The organism is Parabacteroides sp. AF18-52 (genome assembly GCF_003479145.1).
GTDB lineage: Bacteria > Bacteroidota > Bacteroidia > Bacteroidales > Tannerellaceae > Parabacteroides > Parabacteroides faecis.
In genome coordinates this window covers 43,978-60,544 of the sequence record NZ_QUGR01000026.1, presented here as the reverse complement: position 1 = coordinate 60,544, position 16,567 = coordinate 43,978, and the positions used below count along the sequence as shown (strand labels likewise).

Here is a 16,567-nt window from a genome sequence, read left to right as displayed (position 1 = left end):
CTATTCTCTATTTTAAGTTTAACATTTTACTCATTCGGCAGAAGTATAACCCGGATTCTGGTCGGTAGACTGATTCATCGCCTTATTATAATTGAATTCGGAATCCGGAATCTTCCACAAAAAATGTCTTTCCTTAATTTCCGTCCATGAACCGTCTTCCACATTATAATATTTTCCTACCAGTTCCTGTGCTTTCCCCAAACGGACGATAAAATCCCAGTGTTTCCCCTCGTTGAAGTGCTCATAGGTTTCTTCCCTGATCAACAAATCGATAAAGTCATCCATCGTTTTATAATCCGATAATTTATAATCCAATTCCATATCCGGGACTTTAGGATCGTACCCATAAGCACGACGACGAAGCTGGTTCAGCATTTCGATTGACTCTTCTGTAGGCCCTCCAGCAACACGTGCCGTTGCCTCAGCAAAAATAAGCATTGCATCCGGATAACGGATCAACGGAATAGAAACATTCGCTCCTCCCCCTTGTGAATTCGGATCCCAATACTTTGTCAAAAGGCAGGTGTACTCTCCGTAAGCATCGGCTCCAAAAATATAAAAGCCGACATTCAGCGCATAACGGAGATCATTCTTATCCCAGGTAGATATCACATGATTTCTCAAATCCGTATAATGCGTAAAATAACCATTCCCATTCAACATCAACTTGCCCGGTTCTATCTCATATTTCGGATGCGATGTATAAGACAGATAATCCCAGGTTTTACCGTCTGTCCGCGATGTCTTGATATAAAACACCTCTTCCGTCGAAGTTGTCAGGTCATACCCGAATACTTTGTCAAAATCCCTTGAAGCACCGACCTGTACCAATGAGTAAACTCCGCTATTGACCACTTCCCCAGCCAGAGTTTTGGCTTCTTCATAGTTTCCCGTATGCATATACACATCAGCCAGACATGTTCTCACCACATTTTTATTCGGCGTCGCCAGATATCTGGATTTATCCGGACAATTAGCCAACGCATATTTCAGGTCTTCGATAATAAAAGCATAAACATCTTCCTTCGAGCTTTTGGGCACATCCCATATCGTAATGTTATCCTCGGTTTTCAGAGGGACTCCACCCCAATATTTGACTAAATTAAAATAATTGAATCCTCTCAGGAATCTCAGTTCCCCTAAATAGGCTGTAATTTCCGTCTCGGTCATCTCCGTTGCCGACGGAAGTTTCTCTATCGCGGTATTACAATACATGATCGCTTTATATAAATTCGTCCAGTTAGATTCACTCCGCGTGATATGAGTAGAATTTACAAAACCGTTGTATGCTTTGTAAGTCTGGTAAACTCCTTTCGGATAACAGTACTCCGTATTGATTTCCAGCGTAGCGAAAAAATTAGAATTATAAGCCGACCGCATCACATCCAGGGGAGCCAATACCGCAGCATTCGCTTCTTCCTGTGTATTATAAAATGTTTCGCTCGAAATCGAATATGTATATTTCGTCTCATTCAGGCAATTGTCGCACGCCTGAAAAACAAAGAGACAGGCCACTATTGATAATAACAACTTACTTTTCATTGTTTCTGATTTTTAAAATTTGACACTTAAACCCATTGAAAACGTTTTACTGTTCGGATAAGTCAAATGGTCGATACCGGCATTGACATCACTCGCTTTTGAACTCACCTCCGGGTCCACCCCGTTATACTTGGTAAAGGTCAACCAGTTCTGGGCACTTACAAACACCCGGATACCGCTAAGCCAATTCCGGGTACTCCATTTTTCACAAGGGAAATTGTAGGCCAGACTGACATTTTTCAAACGCAGATAAGAACCATTCTCGATGAAACGGTCTGAGTACTTCAAAGAGCCGACCGCCTCAATCTTCGGATAGGCGACATGAGAATTATCCTGTCCTTCCCTCCAACTTTCATAATACACCTTACGCTCGATATTCATACCCTGGCCATAAGAATAATTCCTCATCTCGCTCAAGTTAAAGACATCATTTCCCTGGCTTCCCTGCAGAAAGAAATTGAAATCCCAGTTTTTATAGCGAAAGCCGCAATTCAAACCATACGTAAAATCCGGAAAAGGCGATCCCGCGATATATCGGTCTTCCGTATCTGTATATTGACCGTCACCATTCATATCGACATAAGAAAGAGAGCCTTTTTCATCTAATCCGGCATCTTTATATACATAAAACGCCCCTAAAGGTTCTCCTTCGCGAATAATGGTTATAGAACCAGAACCATAGTTACTGTAAGTCGTACCTAAAATATCATCTCCGCCAGCCAATTCTTCAACTCTATTTTTATTATGTGCAATATTAAACTGGACTGTAAAACCAAAATCCTTCTTTTGTACGACATCCGCTTCCACCAAAAGTTCGACTCCCCGGTTACTCATACTTCCGATATTCCGGACTGTCGATGAATATCCGGATGAAGACGGCAACGATACCGTATTCAACAGGTCAGTCGTCTTTTTATAATAATAATCGGCTGTAAAACGTAACCGTTGGTTGAACAAGCCCAGATCGGCACCGACATCCCATTGAGACGTTGTCTCCCATTTCAGATCTTCCGGGAAAGTGCTGCTTGGCGCATAGTAGGGTACATTCTCAGTTCCTGTCGCCGTCTTTCCTGTATTCAATAAATTCTGTGTCATATACGGATCGATGGCACTCGAACCTGTACGGCCATATCCCAGGCGAAGTTTCAGATTGGTCACTTTTTCAAACTGTTTCATAAAAGGTTCTTCGGATATTCTCCATGCCACAGCTCCCGAAGGGAAATATCCCCAACGCGAACCTGCCGAATAACGGCTCGATCCGTCCGCGCGGAAACTGGCAGTCACCAGATATTTACCATTAAAAGAATAGTTGATACGTCCGAGATAAGACATCAACGCCCATTTGGAATAAGAGGTAGAAGGAGTGTTGACCGTTCCTGCCGAAGACAGATTATTTGTTTGCTGGACATCGCTCAGGAATGTATTACCGGATGCGGCTATCGATTTATAAACATTCTGCTGATAAGTAAAACCACCCATCAGATTGAATGAGTGAATTTTATTCACGGTAAAGTCATAATTCACAATATCCTCATTTATCACATTAGTAGACCGTTTATGGTTCACGGATGCGGAATTATTCTGGTAAATATACTTTTTAGTCGTATAAGCGTCATACCGTGAATCCAAACCTTCCAGACCGAAAGTCGCTTTCACAGAAAGGCCTTTGATCGGCTGGAAGTTGATAGCGGCATTGATATTCGTCAGGTTCGTAACAGTCTTGTAAGTTGCCTCATAAGCCATGCAAATGGGGTTCTTGATTTCATGCGACGACCAGGAATACCAGGAACGCAAATCCTTATAATTACCACTTTCATCGTACGGATAAAATACCGGTGCGGCAGAATAAGTGGCACCGATCATAGAAGAACCTCCGTTACCTCCTCCGTCAGACTGGTTCATCTGGTTTATCAGCGAATATCCCATGTTCAACGAAGCACTGACCATCTTGCTCATTTTCAAATCCAGGCTCGAACGTAAATTGTATTTATCATACGAACTGTTATGGATCAAGCCGTCTTTCATCATAGCTGAACCGCTTATGAAATAACGCAAATTATCCGTTCCCCCCGATACATTAATATTATGATTCGAGATAGGAGCATTCTGAAATACTTCATTCTGCCAGTCTACCCCTTTCCCCATTGCTGCAATATCCGTTTCGGAAAAAGGAGCTTCACTCAAAATATCTGCATTGACCAGATATTCATTATAAAACCGCGCCCACTCCTGAGCATTCATTAAATCCAACTTTTTTATCTGCTTCTGGAAGCCATATTCAAAGTCGTAAGAAACTGTCGTTTTCCCGGTTTTCCCCTTCTTGGTCGTTATCAAAACTACACCATTCGCTCCACGGGAACCGTAAATAGCCGTAGCCGACGCATCTTTCAGGATTTCCATGGATTCGATATCATATGTATTGATAGAAGACGTGCTCGCAGGTATTCCGTCAATGATATAAAGCGGAGAATTATCCCCTTTGATCGAATTAACCCCTCGAATACGGATCGAGTAATCTCCCGACGGATCTCCGGTATTCTGTGAAAGGACAACTCCCGGAACTCTCCCCTGCAAAGCCTGAATAGGATTGGATACGGTAAAGGCCGTAATTTCATCGGCTTTTATGGCAGATACGGAACCTGTCAAATCTTTTTTCTTCATTGTACCATAACCGATAACCACGATTTCATCCAATGATTCTACATTCTCCTTCATTACGATATTCAAGCTTTTTTGCCCTTTTACCGGAATTTCCAGTGAATTGTATCCTATATAAGAAATCATCAGGACATCTTTCTCCGATACATTCATTGAAAAATTCCCATCCACATCGGTCACGACACCAGTCGCAGAACCTTTTAACACAACATTGGCTCCGATTATCGGCTCCCCTTTTCCATCCACAATATTCCCCGTTAGAGCATACGATTTTTGCTGGCTAACAACAGGAAGTACATTGGTCTCCGCCCATACTTGTGCAGGAAAAAACTGCAACGCTACGGCAAGGCATAAAATTCCCAGTAAATGGGACACATTCTTCTCTCGATCCATTTTGTTTAAAATAATAATAAATTTGATTTATTTGCGGAACAAAATAAGCAAGACAACATTTCAATCCGGAGACAGGTTAATGACATTCATCACACATTCTTGCTACAAATCGGTGTCCGCTTTTCATAATAATTCATTCGGCAACATTCACGTTGCTACATCAGAATCCTATAGGAAAGGAATAGTACTAAACAAGGTTTGATATCCGGCTACCCGCCGGGAGTCCAAAGTAGAGAGAAGGGAAGACCAATAAAAAAACGTGGACTCATTGTTTTTTTGTATTACGGTCCTGAAAGGTCTACCACAACCCGCTCCCCTTATAATACAACAATGAAGTCCACGCCTAAACGTGAACGTCCAGTGTACTTTGAAGGGGGCATCTAAAAGTGGTAGTTTTTCAGCACCTTCTAAATAAACTTTACGTTTTTTATATCTTAATATGTCTTTTAGACAGTTTTATACCATAGGCATTGTTTTAAAATTATATGAATACTTCTTTGCAAACACCCAAATATAAGAACAATAATTCACATATTCGCTATATCCCTTGAAAAAAGACACAAACGAATAAAAGATCGACAGTCCCGAAATCTGTGTCCGGTAAAATATATTTCTTCCATTTTAATAACCTGTTCATTAATAATTATGCATATATTTGCGTATTACATAACATATAAAACACCTTACTATGAAAAAGTCAGATCTGAAAATCATGGCAGAAGAGGAAAGAAAAGAGTTACAGGACCGGTATATCCGTTTTGATTGGGCAATCAAGCGTTTGTTACGCCAGAAGGCCAACTTCGATGTGCTTAACGGTTTCCTTACCGTTATGCTGCGTGAAGAGGTCAGGATACTTGAGATCCTCGAAAGCGAAGGCAATCAGGAAAGTGCCGACGACAAGTTTAACCGCGTCGATATAAAGGCGCTGAACAGCAAAGACGAAATCATCATCGTCGAAATCCAGAACACCCGTGAAGTTCATTATCTCGAACGTATTCTCTACGGCGTGGCCAAAGCCATCACTGAGCATATCTCGCTGGGTGAAGGCTATCAGAAAGTAAAAAAGGTCTACTCCATCAGTATCCTGTATTTCGACCTTGGTGTGGGGACAGACTATATCTACCACGGTCAGAACCATTTCACCGGTGTGCATACCGGCGACCGGCTGCGTATCAACACCCGCGACCGTGATGCAGTCGTCACCCGTCTCCCGTCTTCAATCTTCCCTGAGTACATTTTGATCCGCGTAAACGAGTTCGACAAGGTCGCCTCGACGCCTTTGGATGAATGGATCAAGTATCTGAAAGACGGAACGATCCGCCCGGACACGACAACACCGGGCCTTCGTGAAGCCCGTGAGAAACTGAAGTACTACTCGATGTCTTCAAGCGAGCGACATGCGTATGACGAGCATCTGAACGTGATTATGATCCAGAACGATGTTCTCGACACCGCCAAATGGGAAGGTCGCATCGAAGGACTGGCAGAGGGAAAAGCAGAGGGGCTTGCCGAGGGCGAAGCCAAAGGCAAAGCTGAAGCTCTGTTCCAGACGGCTTCCAATATGAAACGTATGGGCATAGCGGCTGCCGACATTGCAAGATGCACAGGATTGCCGGTCGGACAGATAGAGAACCTTAGATAACAGCATTAACGTAATAACACAAATATGATTAAAATAGGACTTCTCTCAGATACTCATGCCTGGTGGGATGATAAATATGCAGAATATTTCTCGGAATGCGATGAAATATGGCATGCTGGTGATATAGGCTCGGATGGACTGGCGGCACGGTTGGCTGCTTTGAAACCTTTCCGGGCAGTATATGGAAATATAGACGGGCAATCACTCCGGCTGGAATATCCCGAAGTAGCTCATTTCAAAGTAGAAGACGTAAATGTGATGATGACGCATATAGGCGGTTATCCGGGCCGTTACAACCCGGCTATCCGCAAAGAATTGTACGATACCCGCCCGAACTTGTTCATAGCGGGTCACTCGCACATTCTTAAAGTTGCATTTGACAAGTACCTGAATTGTCTGTATATCAATCCAGGCGCCGCCGGTAAAAGCGGTTTCCATCAGGTTCGTACCCTGGTCCGCTTCGTCATCGACGGCAAAAATATGAAAGACCTCGAAGTGATCGAACTGGGTATCCGTTAAAGGATACCCGGTTATTTACCACAGCAGAAGTTTTCTGCCAACAAGATCGTATTCTGAAGATAAGAGAACTCCTGCTCGAAATATTCGCTGAATACGCCGGTATGCAGATTCTCTTCTATTTGCTTGGCAGTCCAGAGTTTTCCACCTGCCCGCTTGCATTGACTCAGCTGATCTTCCGTACGAAGACAGATCACGTAAAGCGATACCAGATGTTTCACCTTCTCGTTCTCAAACGTATAACGAATGAGAAAACGAGGATTCACATCCTGCTGTCCAGCAAGTTCACCTACCGATTCACGCACCGTACTTTCGATACTGTGCCTGAATAGTACATAACTATGGAAAGGATAATCGATCGTATCCGGCGATACGAATGCATCTTTACTCCTTTTCATCAAATAAAGCATTCCATTATGGATAACTGCTACGCGGACGATCGGATGATAGTATTTCTTCGGTAACGAACGGCTGACCGAACGCGCAATACAACCGATGACTTTTCCTCCGTCATTCAACACCGGTAACCACATTTCTTTCTGTAAACTACCTTGCATCAACGATAAGCGTATCTGTTCATAAAGAATGACCAGTACTCCGATCAATACCCCCAGTTCCCTGTAAAGGAAACGTTCCACGCGCACACTTTGCATCGTATCCGGCAGGATACTGTATACCAAAATGGCAAATAGATGTAATGTATACAAATTCTGAACCAACTGGGCAATGAAATAAAACTCATTTAACGTAGTACGCATCAAAGTCCGTTTGTAAGTCGGGTGTGTCGATGTTCTTATCTTTTTCAGTACAGAGCGCCGGCTAAAACCGATAAACGCAAGTACCACCACCAACAACACCTCCGTAATCAACGGAGAATAAATGAATAGTACGGGTTCCAGTTTCAGGCAGAGAAAGACAGAATACAACACCAGCGTAATAGCTGAAGGTAACAATAAAAATTGATACACTTTATCCTTACTCAATACCTGATAAAGAAAAATACATACAAAACAAAAGGTAACGCCGATAATGAAAGACAACAGATAAGAAAAATAATTATCCAAGAACATAAAAAGCAACAATGGCAACAGACCAATGGCTTGATTGTCTAAACCTTTCTTAACTTTGTTCATACCCTTTCCCCCTTTCTTCGCACTTTAAATATATAACAACCCAATGTGTTAAAAGTTTTCGCTATTAAACATGCTTTTCAGCGTGATAAGAGGAACGAACCAGCGGAGCGCTCTCTACCATACGAAATCCTTTATCCAAAGCGATTGATTTATAGACATTAAACTGTTCGGGGGTCACATACTCAGTTACTTGAATATTTTTTCTGGATGGTTGTAAATATTGACCAATTGTTAATACGGAAACACCTGCAGCCAGCACATCGTCCATCAGTTCGTATACCTCTCCGGGGGTTTCTCCCAGGCCGACCATGATACCGGTTTTTGCCGTAGCACCCTGTTTTGCAATGCGTGACAGGACAGCCAGGCTGACATCGTATTTGGCGGCACTACGAACCTGCGGACTGATACGCCGCACTGTTTCCATATTATGCGATATGATTTCGGGAGCGGCTGCCACTACCTGATCGACCAGATCAAGGCGTCCCTGAAAGTCAGGTATCAGGACTTCTACCGTCGTATCCGGGTTTACTTCTTTGATTGTCCGGATCGTATCAACCCAATGCTGGACTCCCAGGTCGGGCAGATCGTCACGATCGACCGACGTTATCACTGCGTGTTTTAAGTTCATCAGGCGAATACTTTCCGCTACATTGGCCGGTTCTTTCGGATCCAGCGGCAACGGCTTGCCTGTTAGCGTATTACAAAAGCGGCAGGAACGGGTACATATCTCACCCGCTATCATGAACGTGGCCGTTCCCCGGCTCCAGCATTCTCCCATATTCGGGCATTTGCCGCTCGTACAAATGGTATGCAGACAATGCGACTCAACAATACTTTTCGTCTTTGTAAACTGCTCGTTCCCACCAAGCCGGATCTTTAACCAATCCGGCTTTCTCACATGTTCTGACATTATAAGTTATCAAATAAGAAGTTAGACATCCTGGTATACAGATGATATCGGGTATTTCCTCCGTAAATACTGTGATTACGGTCTTTGTAAACCTGCATATCGAACTGTTTACCGGCTTGTACCAATGCTTCTGCATAATCCATCGTCTGCTGGAAGTGTACATTATCATCAGCAGTTCCGTGTACCAGCAACAGCTTACCTTGTAAGTCTTTTGCCAGCCGGATCGGTGAAGTTGCAGCATAGCCCGAGAAGTTTTCTTTAGGCGTACGCATAAAACGTTCGGTATATACCGAGTCATAATATTTCCAGTCTGTCGGAGGAGCGACAGCGATACCGGCCTTGAATGTACCGTTACCCACGCTCATCGACATCAATGTATTATATCCGCCAAAGCTCCAGCCCCAGATGGCAATGCGTTTTGCATCGACGTACGGCAGTTTGCCCAAAGCCTGTGCGGCTTCCACCTGGTCTCTGGATTCCAATTCGCCCATCCGCAGGTATGTACATTTACGGAAGGCTTCACCACGTGCACCGGTTCCCCGGCCATCCACGCTGACTACGATAATTCCGTTCGCAGCCAGGTAATGTTCCCAGTCAAAACCATATTTATCCAGTACTTGTTGCGAATTAGGTCCGCTATATTGCACCATCAGTACCGGATATTTCTTCGATTCATCGAAATTCACCGGTTTTACAATCCAGGCATTCAGCTCTATATCAGAAGCTGTATGCACCTTGAAAAATTCTTTTTTGGAGAATGATGTACTTGCCAGTTTTTCGCGTAAGGCAGCATTGTCCTGCAACACGCGCAACACTTTCTTCGACTTCGTTTCATTTACGGTGATCACGGCAGGCGTGTTGGCATTCGAATAGTTATTTACGAAATAGGCATAGTTAGCACTGAAGTCGGCACTGTTCGTACCTTCGCTTTCCGACAGCTTCGTCTTAACACCTTTCTGGTCTATTTTATAGACAGAACGGCGCAACGGGCTTTCTTCTGCCGACTCGTAATATACTACCTTGGCAACATCGTCATATCCGATCAAACGGGTCACATCCCAATTGCCTTTCGTCACCTGGCGCTGCATAACTCCTGTCGGCGAATACAAGTAGATATGGGAATAACCATCCTGTTCGCTCACATACGTAAATCCATTCGGGTTGAAATGGATAGAAGTCAGCCATTCGGAATCGACATAACATTTATTTTCATCACGAAGGATCAGGCGGGATACGCCGCTCTTCGGATTTACATAATACATATTGAAAAGATTCTGCTGGCGGTTCAAAGTCATGACAGCCAACTGATCCGAATTAGTTGTGAACGTGATCCGGGGAATATAGCTATCCGCTTCTACCGGTATTTTCAGTTCTTTGATATCTTTCGTTGCTACGCTGTAAGAATGAACCGTTACTTTCGAGTTGCTCTCTCCAGCTTTCGGATATTTGAAATTGTAATATCCGGGATACAGGCCGTTGCCGTACATCTGCATGGAATATTCGGGCACTTCACTTTCATCGAAACGGACATAAGTCAGGTATTCGCTGTCCGGAGACCAGGCCATCAGGTTCGTAACGGCAAATTCTTCTTCATATACCCAATCGGTAATACCGTTCAGCACCTTATTCAGTTCACCGTCTTTAGTTACCTGTACTTCGGTATCGAAATCAAACTTACGAACCCATATATTGTTATCCACCACATAAGCACACATACGTCCGTCCGGCGAGTAAGTCGGAATCATCTGTTTATTTTTCGAATCGGACAACGGTTTCACATAGTTACGCCGTACGTCATAATCGTAAACCATCGCTTTGAAAGAACGGCGGTAAATCGGCTCTGTGTCCCGCCAAACCAGTATATGATGGCCTGTACTACTGATATCATAGCCGTCAAAATCATCAAACGTACATTCACGGGCCGTCCGGGCATTGAACAAAGTGTCTACCGGATTACCTGTACGATAGGAGTATTTAATGATCATACTACGGTCTTTATTCATTGCCGTATAATGCTCGCCATCCGGTAACGACCGCATTTCACCAATAGCGGTTACCTGACGGAACTTTCCATCTGTAATTTCTTTTAAATCTACACGCTTGCTCCCATTCTGAGCAGATACGCTTCCAATTATCGCCAATGAAAGCAAGAAACCAACACCCAATCGTTTCATGAATACTATTTTTTATTTTGAATAGGCTGCAAAGGTAGTATTTTCTCATGGTAAACCCTTAGCCGTTAAAGGTAAATTATGTACCCGGATAGCGTTTCCGGGATATTTTATCGTTAAATTAACCACCGGACATTGGTCATTAACCATTATAAATTACCTTTGCCGCATGGAAAACGTAAAACCTTATAACGATTTCGGAGATTTCCTACGGAAAGTATTCCCTTATAAAGTACAGAAAATCTCTATAAACGCAGGCTTTACCTGTCCGAACCGCGACGGTTCGAAGGGATGGGGAGGTTGTACTTATTGTAATAACCAAACGTTCAGCCCGGAATATTGTCATACGGAAAAGAGTGTGACCGAACAATTGGAGGAAGGCATCCGTTTCTTTTCCCGTAAATATCCGGAAATGAAGTATCTCGCCTATTTCCAGGCTTATACCAATACATATGACGAACTGAGCTCGCTGAAAGCGAAGTATGAGGAAGCGTTATCCTACCCCGGCGTGGTCGGATTGATCGTCGGGACACGTCCGGACTGTATGCCGGATGACCTACTGGATTATTTCACAGACCTTTCCAAAGAAAAGTTCGTGATGATAGAATACGGACTGGAAAGCACGCAGGACAAAACGTTGCTTCGCATCAACCGCGGACATACCTACGGAGAATCGGAAACAGCTATCCGGCGGACAGCGGAAAGAGGTATTTATACGGGGGCCCACCTGATCCTAGGTTTGCCGGGAGAAAGCCGGGAAGAAATAATACACCATGCCGACCGGTTATCTGCTTTACCGGTCACGACGCTGAAACTGCATCAACTGCAACTGATACGCAACACCCGCATGGCGAAAGAATATGCCGAACACCCGGAAGAGTTCCATCTGTACACGGCCGACGAATACATCGACCTGGTGATCGACTTCATAGAAAAATTAAACCCCTCTATTGTAGTAGAGAGGTTTGTATCGCAATCCCCCAAAGAGCTGCTGATCGCTCCCGACTGGGGACTTAAGAACTTCGAATTTACAGCGAAGGTCAATAAGCGTATTGCCGAAAGAAATGCACGGCAAGGACGATTATTTATTCCTTTTTCTCAGGAGCCAGTTCCCCATAGAATGTGATGTTCTGTTTATTGACAGGCGTCACATTGATTGTCGCGGAGCCATTTGAAAACACCTGCACATTGAATGCAAACGTATCGTCATCGCTTCGGGTACGAAACTGTATTTGAGCGGTTCCTTTCTTATTAAAAGAACATTGATAATCGGTAATTGATTTTTCGAAACGTAACCCGTCACCGCCACCATAAGGAGCCGAATATGCCCTTCCGAAATAAGGAAGATAGGAAATAACCGAGTCACCGCGCATTTCCAAAGAGTAGGGAGAAGTCAGATTAACCGAACGTCCTCCCATGGGTATCGCACGATTTACATTCACTGTAAACCGTTTACTATCTATTAATTCTTTCACTTCATTGGCTTTCTGCTCTTTCTTTTCTTTTTTACTTTGAGCATAAAGGGATTGCCCTGCAAATAGAAGGACAATCCCTATTAACCAAAATAACCTAACATTCTTCATAACCTTAAATACTAACACACAATTCTCCTTTTATATATAAGACAATTAGAGAAGCCAAAAGTTTATATCCAACCCGTTAATTTAACACAACAAGAGGTTAACAAACCATTACTCTGCCATTTTCCTAAAATACTAGCACATAAAATAATAAATTACATCATCAATTAAAAACCAAAGCACTTGCGTATGTCCGCCAACTTTACGTAATTTGCTGACTCATTTTCTGAATCAGATTAAACAAATTTATGGAGAAAAAACATCAGTATCAGGGATTAACCAAACAAGAAGTTGAAGAAAGCAGGCGCCTCCACGGCGAAAATATCCTCACACCTCCGGAGAAAGCCTCTCTCTGGAGCCAGTTCCTTGAAAAGTTTAACGACCCGATCATTAAGATCCTGCTGGTAGCCTGGCTGCTATCCATGATCATTGCCGGCGTACATTGCTGGGGACCGGAAGCGAAAGGTTTTACAGCCTTCCTCGAACCGATCGGTATCTTCTTTGCTATCATGCTGGCATCGTGTGTCGGGTTCTTCTTCGAAATGAAAGCGAACAAAGCGTTCGATGTATTGAATACCGTAAACGACGATACGTTCGTCAAAGTGATCCGTGAAGGGAATATTTGCCAGGTAACTAAAAAAGAAGTCGTTGTCGGCGACATCGTCGTACTGGAAACCGGAGAGGAAGTTCCTGCCGACGGTCATCTGTTGGAAGCTATCTCTCTACAGATCAATGAATCGACATTAACAGGCGAACCGATCATCAGCAAAACCACCAACGAAGCCGAGTTCGATCACGAAGCGACCTATCCATCCAATATGGTGATGCGCGGCACAACGGTTGTCGACGGACATGGAGTGATGAAAGTCGAGCTGGTAGGCGACGCCACCGGCTACGGAAAAGTATATGAAGGCTCGCAGATAGAAAGCGACGTGGAAACACCGCTACAGATACAGCTCAAAGGGCTTGCCGGTGTCATCAGCAAAGGTGGCTACACGGTTGCCGGACTTACCTTCATCGCCTTACTCGCAAAATTATTGATGACATCCTCCGGTATGCCGGTGATGGACTTGATCTCGCATATTCTGAACATCTTTATGGTGGCAGTAACGCTGATCGTTGTATCCGTTCCGGAAGGTCTGCCGATGAGTGTAACCCTGAGTCTTGCCCTGAGCATGAACCGCATGCTTAAGACGAACAACCTGGTCCGCAAGATGCATGCCTGTGAGACCATGGGAGCGACAACGGTGATCTGTACGGATAAAACGGGTACGTTGACACAAAACCAGATGCAGGTTTACCAAACGAACTTCTACAATCTCAAAGATCAGAAATTGGGAGATGACGAGTTGAGCAACCTCATCAAAGAAGGCATTTCCGTTAACTCGACCGCTTATCTCGACTTCTCGGAAGATAAGGTGAAAACACTAGGTAATCCAACCGAGGCTGCTTTACTGCTTTGGCTGAACAGTCAGAATCAGAACTATCTGACATTACGCGAAGAAGCCCCGGTTTTAGCACAGCTTACGTTTTCTACCGAACGGAAGTATATGGCCACAGTGGTACAGTCGCCTCTGTCAGGTAAAAAAGTATTATATGTGAAAGGTGCCCCCGAAATTGTTCTAGCCAACTGCCAACGGGTGGCAGCCGACGGTACTTACAAAACGGTTGAAGCCTGCAAGGCAGACATCGAAAAACAATTACTGGACTATCAGAACCAGGCGATGCGTACATTAGGCTTTGCTTACCAGATCATTGAAGACGGGAAGGATGATGCTTATTTCGTCAACGGACGTTTGCATGGTACCGACCTGACCTATCTAGGTATCGTAGCCATCTCCGACCCTGTCCGTGCAGATGTTCCGGCAGCCGTACAAAGCTGTCTGAATGCCGGCATCGACGTCAAGATCGTCACAGGCGATACACCGGGTACTGCCCGTGAGATCGGTCGTCAGATCGGTACATGGAAACCGGAAGACACCGACCGCAACATTATTACCGGCCCCGGATTCGAAGCACTGACGGACGAAGAAGCACTCGACCGTGTGCTCGACCTGAAGATCATGTGCCGTGCCCGTCCGACCGACAAACAACGCCTGGTACAATTATTACAGAAAAAAGGAGCTGTCGTTGCCGTAACCGGCGACGGTACGAACGATGCCCCGGCTTTAAAAGCCGCCCAGGTAGGTTTGTCTATGGGTGACGGGACCTCTGTTGCCAAAGAAGCCAGCGACATTACCATCCTGGACAATTCATTCGGCAGCATTACCCGTGCCGTCATGTGGGGACGCTCTTTATATCGTAACATACAGAAGTTCCTTTTATTCCAGCTTACCATCAATGTGGCCGCTTGTCTGATCGTATTACTAGGTTCCCTGTTCGGAACCGAATCGCCGCTTACCATCACACAGATGTTGTGGGTAAACCTGATCATGGATACATTTGCCGCCGGAGCATTGGCATCATTACCTCCCAACGAGCGGGTAATGAAAGATAAACCCCGCCGCAGTGGTAAAAACGGCGACTTTATCATTACCCGCCCGATGGCTTACAACATCTTCGGAGTAGGTATCGCTTTTGTTGTGATCCTGATGGGCGTATTGTATTACTTCCATGCCCAGACCGGATTAACACCGCACGACTTATCCTGGTTCTTCAGTTTCTTCGTGATGCTTCAGTTCTGGAATATGTTCAATGCGAAAGCATTCATGGAAGGCCGTTCCGCTTTTGCAAACCTGAAAGAAAGCAAGAGCTTCCTGTTCGTCGCCCTGTTGATCATCATCGGCCAGTATCTGATCGTTACGTTCGGCGGAGAGATGTTCAGCGTAGTGCCTTTATCCCTGAAAGACTGGGGTGTCATTATCGGTTTAAGCTCCCTGGTTCTCTGGATCGGAGAGATAGCGAGAGGTATCAGTCGGTTGATCAGGAAATAGTACATAGTGTTATCAGGTCGGACTCCTTACCTATAAGGATTTTCGGCCTGAAGAAAGGACTCTGCCAATGCTGTGGCAAAACTCTGCCAATGCTGTGGCAAAACTCTGCCAATGCTGTGGCAAAACTCTGCCATTACTGTGGCAGTGTTGTGCCATAGTATTGGCACTGCTATGACATCATCGTGGCAAAACACTGTTATCACAACGAAAAGCGAAACATATCGGCATACCGATACGACCAACCTATATACCTTCCGCCTATTTCCGTTATGATCCGTACAAAAGCCCTAAATAACTTGTCCAACTAAATGATTATCTATACTTTTGTTGTAATAGAAATCAGAACAAAAACAATATATGAAGATCACAGTAAAAAACGGAAACGAAACAATCATCAACCTTTCCGGTCAGTTAGACACGCTTACTTCTGCTGATTTTGAAAAAGAGATCACTAAAATACTTGCAGAAGATGTACATACTGTAGTACTCGATGGAACGGAGCTCACTTATATCAGTAGCGCCGGACTTCGTTTACTGTTGACCCTGCAGAAAGGTATGAAAGCAAAAAACGGGACTTTCCGTCTGAGAAACCTGCAACAGGACATCATAGATATTCTGAATATCACCGGTTTCTCTTCTTTCCTTACCATCGAATCCTAAGCGCCCCGTACCGGCAGATGATAAACACGTTACACATAAAGAACGAACTGGAGCAGCTCACCCGTTTGTATGAGTTTCTGGACCTGCACACCTCCGCTTACGGACTGGAAGAGCAGTTGACGATGCAAATCAAACTGGCTCTCGAGGAGGTGGTGACCAATGTCATATTATATGCCTACCCGAATAAAAAAGATCAGGATATACGCATCGATATGAACTATGGGAACAAACAGCTGACGATCGTCATCACCGATAAAGGTACGCCTTTTAATCCGCTGGAAATGAAAGAACCCGACATTACCCTCCCGCCGGAAGAGCGGCCTATCGGAGGTCTCGGGATCTATCTGGTCAAACAACTGATGACAGAAGTCACCTATTCCCGTTCATCAGGAAAAAATATACTCACAATGACAAAAGATATTCATTGAT

At 44.4% G+C, this 16,567-nt stretch carries 12 protein-coding genes; 6 read left to right on the top strand and 6 right to left on the bottom strand.

Features of this window, described 5'->3' with window-relative positions; genetic code table 11:
- Positions 1-30: 30 nt before the first annotated feature.
- Both DWX23_RS23640 and DWX23_RS23635 read right to left on the bottom strand, forming a co-directional pair.
- Positions 31-1,542, bottom strand: a complete 1,512-nt coding sequence (locus DWX23_RS23640; protein WP_183668983.1) for a RagB/SusD family nutrient uptake outer membrane protein — start codon at positions 1,540-1,542, stop codon at positions 31-33.
- A 12-nt stretch (positions 1,543-1,554) separates the two neighbouring features.
- Positions 1,555-4,593, bottom strand: a complete 3,039-nt coding sequence (locus DWX23_RS23635; RefSeq protein WP_122376310.1) for a TonB-dependent receptor — start codon at positions 4,591-4,593, stop codon at positions 1,555-1,557.
- A 688-nt stretch (positions 4,594-5,281) separates the two neighbouring features.
- On the opposite strand from DWX23_RS23635, the gene DWX23_RS23630 reads away from it, so the two are divergent.
- A complete protein-coding gene (locus tag DWX23_RS23630) occupies positions 5,282-6,235 on the top strand; it encodes an Rpn family recombination-promoting nuclease/putative transposase (protein ID WP_122376309.1) in 954 nt (317 codons plus the stop codon).
- Positions 6,236-6,259: 24 nt separating this feature from the next.
- Positions 6,260-6,754, top strand: a complete 495-nt coding sequence (locus tag DWX23_RS23625; protein ID WP_122353395.1) for a metallophosphoesterase — start codon at positions 6,260-6,262, stop codon at positions 6,752-6,754.
- An 11-nt stretch (positions 6,755-6,765) separates the two neighbouring features.
- Here the strand turns inward: DWX23_RS23625 and DWX23_RS23620 are convergent, their stop codons facing one another.
- The 3 genes from DWX23_RS23620 to DWX23_RS23610 form a co-directional block, all read right to left on the bottom strand.
- Positions 6,766-7,884, bottom strand: a complete 1,119-nt coding sequence (locus DWX23_RS23620) for a hypothetical protein (RefSeq protein WP_122353394.1) — start codon at positions 7,882-7,884, stop codon at positions 6,766-6,768.
- 64 nt (positions 7,885-7,948) lie between these two features.
- A complete protein-coding gene (gene lipA / locus DWX23_RS23615) occupies positions 7,949-8,794 on the bottom strand; it encodes a lipoyl synthase (protein WP_122376308.1) in 846 nt (281 codons plus the stop codon).
- Positions 8,794-10,968 carry a S9 family peptidase gene (locus tag DWX23_RS23610; protein ID WP_122376307.1) on the bottom strand — a complete coding sequence of 725 codons (2,175 nt, stop codon included), beginning with the start codon at positions 10,966-10,968 and terminating at the stop codon, positions 8,794-8,796. The genes lipA and DWX23_RS23610 overlap by 1 nt, the downstream gene beginning before the upstream one ends.
- Before the next feature lie 166 nt (positions 10,969-11,134).
- On the opposite strand from DWX23_RS23610, the gene DWX23_RS23605 reads away from it, so the two are divergent.
- Positions 11,135-12,091, top strand: coding sequence for a TIGR01212 family radical SAM protein (locus DWX23_RS23605; RefSeq protein ID WP_122376306.1), 957 nt, complete (start codon positions 11,135-11,137; stop codon positions 12,089-12,091).
- On the opposite strand, the gene DWX23_RS23600 is transcribed toward DWX23_RS23605, so the two are convergent.
- Entirely contained in the window at positions 12,051-12,548 is a 498-nt protein-coding gene (locus DWX23_RS23600) for a DUF4251 domain-containing protein (protein ID WP_122353390.1), read from the bottom strand. The genes DWX23_RS23605 and DWX23_RS23600 overlap by 41 nt on opposite strands.
- Positions 12,549-12,793: 245 nt before the next feature.
- Between DWX23_RS23600 and DWX23_RS23595 the strand changes: the two genes are divergently transcribed.
- The 3 genes from DWX23_RS23595 to DWX23_RS23585 all read left to right on the top strand — a co-directional run bounded on the left by DWX23_RS23595 (position 12,794) and on the right by DWX23_RS23585 (position 16,566).
- Entirely contained in the window at positions 12,794-15,478 is a 2,685-nt protein-coding gene (locus tag DWX23_RS23595; RefSeq protein WP_122376305.1) for a calcium-translocating P-type ATPase, PMCA-type, read from the top strand.
- Positions 15,479-15,835: 357 nt separating this feature from the next.
- Positions 15,836-16,138 (top strand): STAS domain-containing protein, encoded by a 303-nt coding sequence (locus DWX23_RS23590; protein WP_122353388.1) that lies wholly within the window; start codon positions 15,836-15,838, stop codon positions 16,136-16,138.
- 17 nt (positions 16,139-16,155) lie between these two features.
- The gene (locus DWX23_RS23585; protein ID WP_122376304.1) at positions 16,156-16,566 is read left to right on the top strand and encodes an ATP-binding protein; all 411 of its coding nucleotides are present in this window, start codon (positions 16,156-16,158) and stop codon (positions 16,564-16,566) included.
- The last annotated feature ends 1 nt before the right edge of the window (position 16,567 follow it).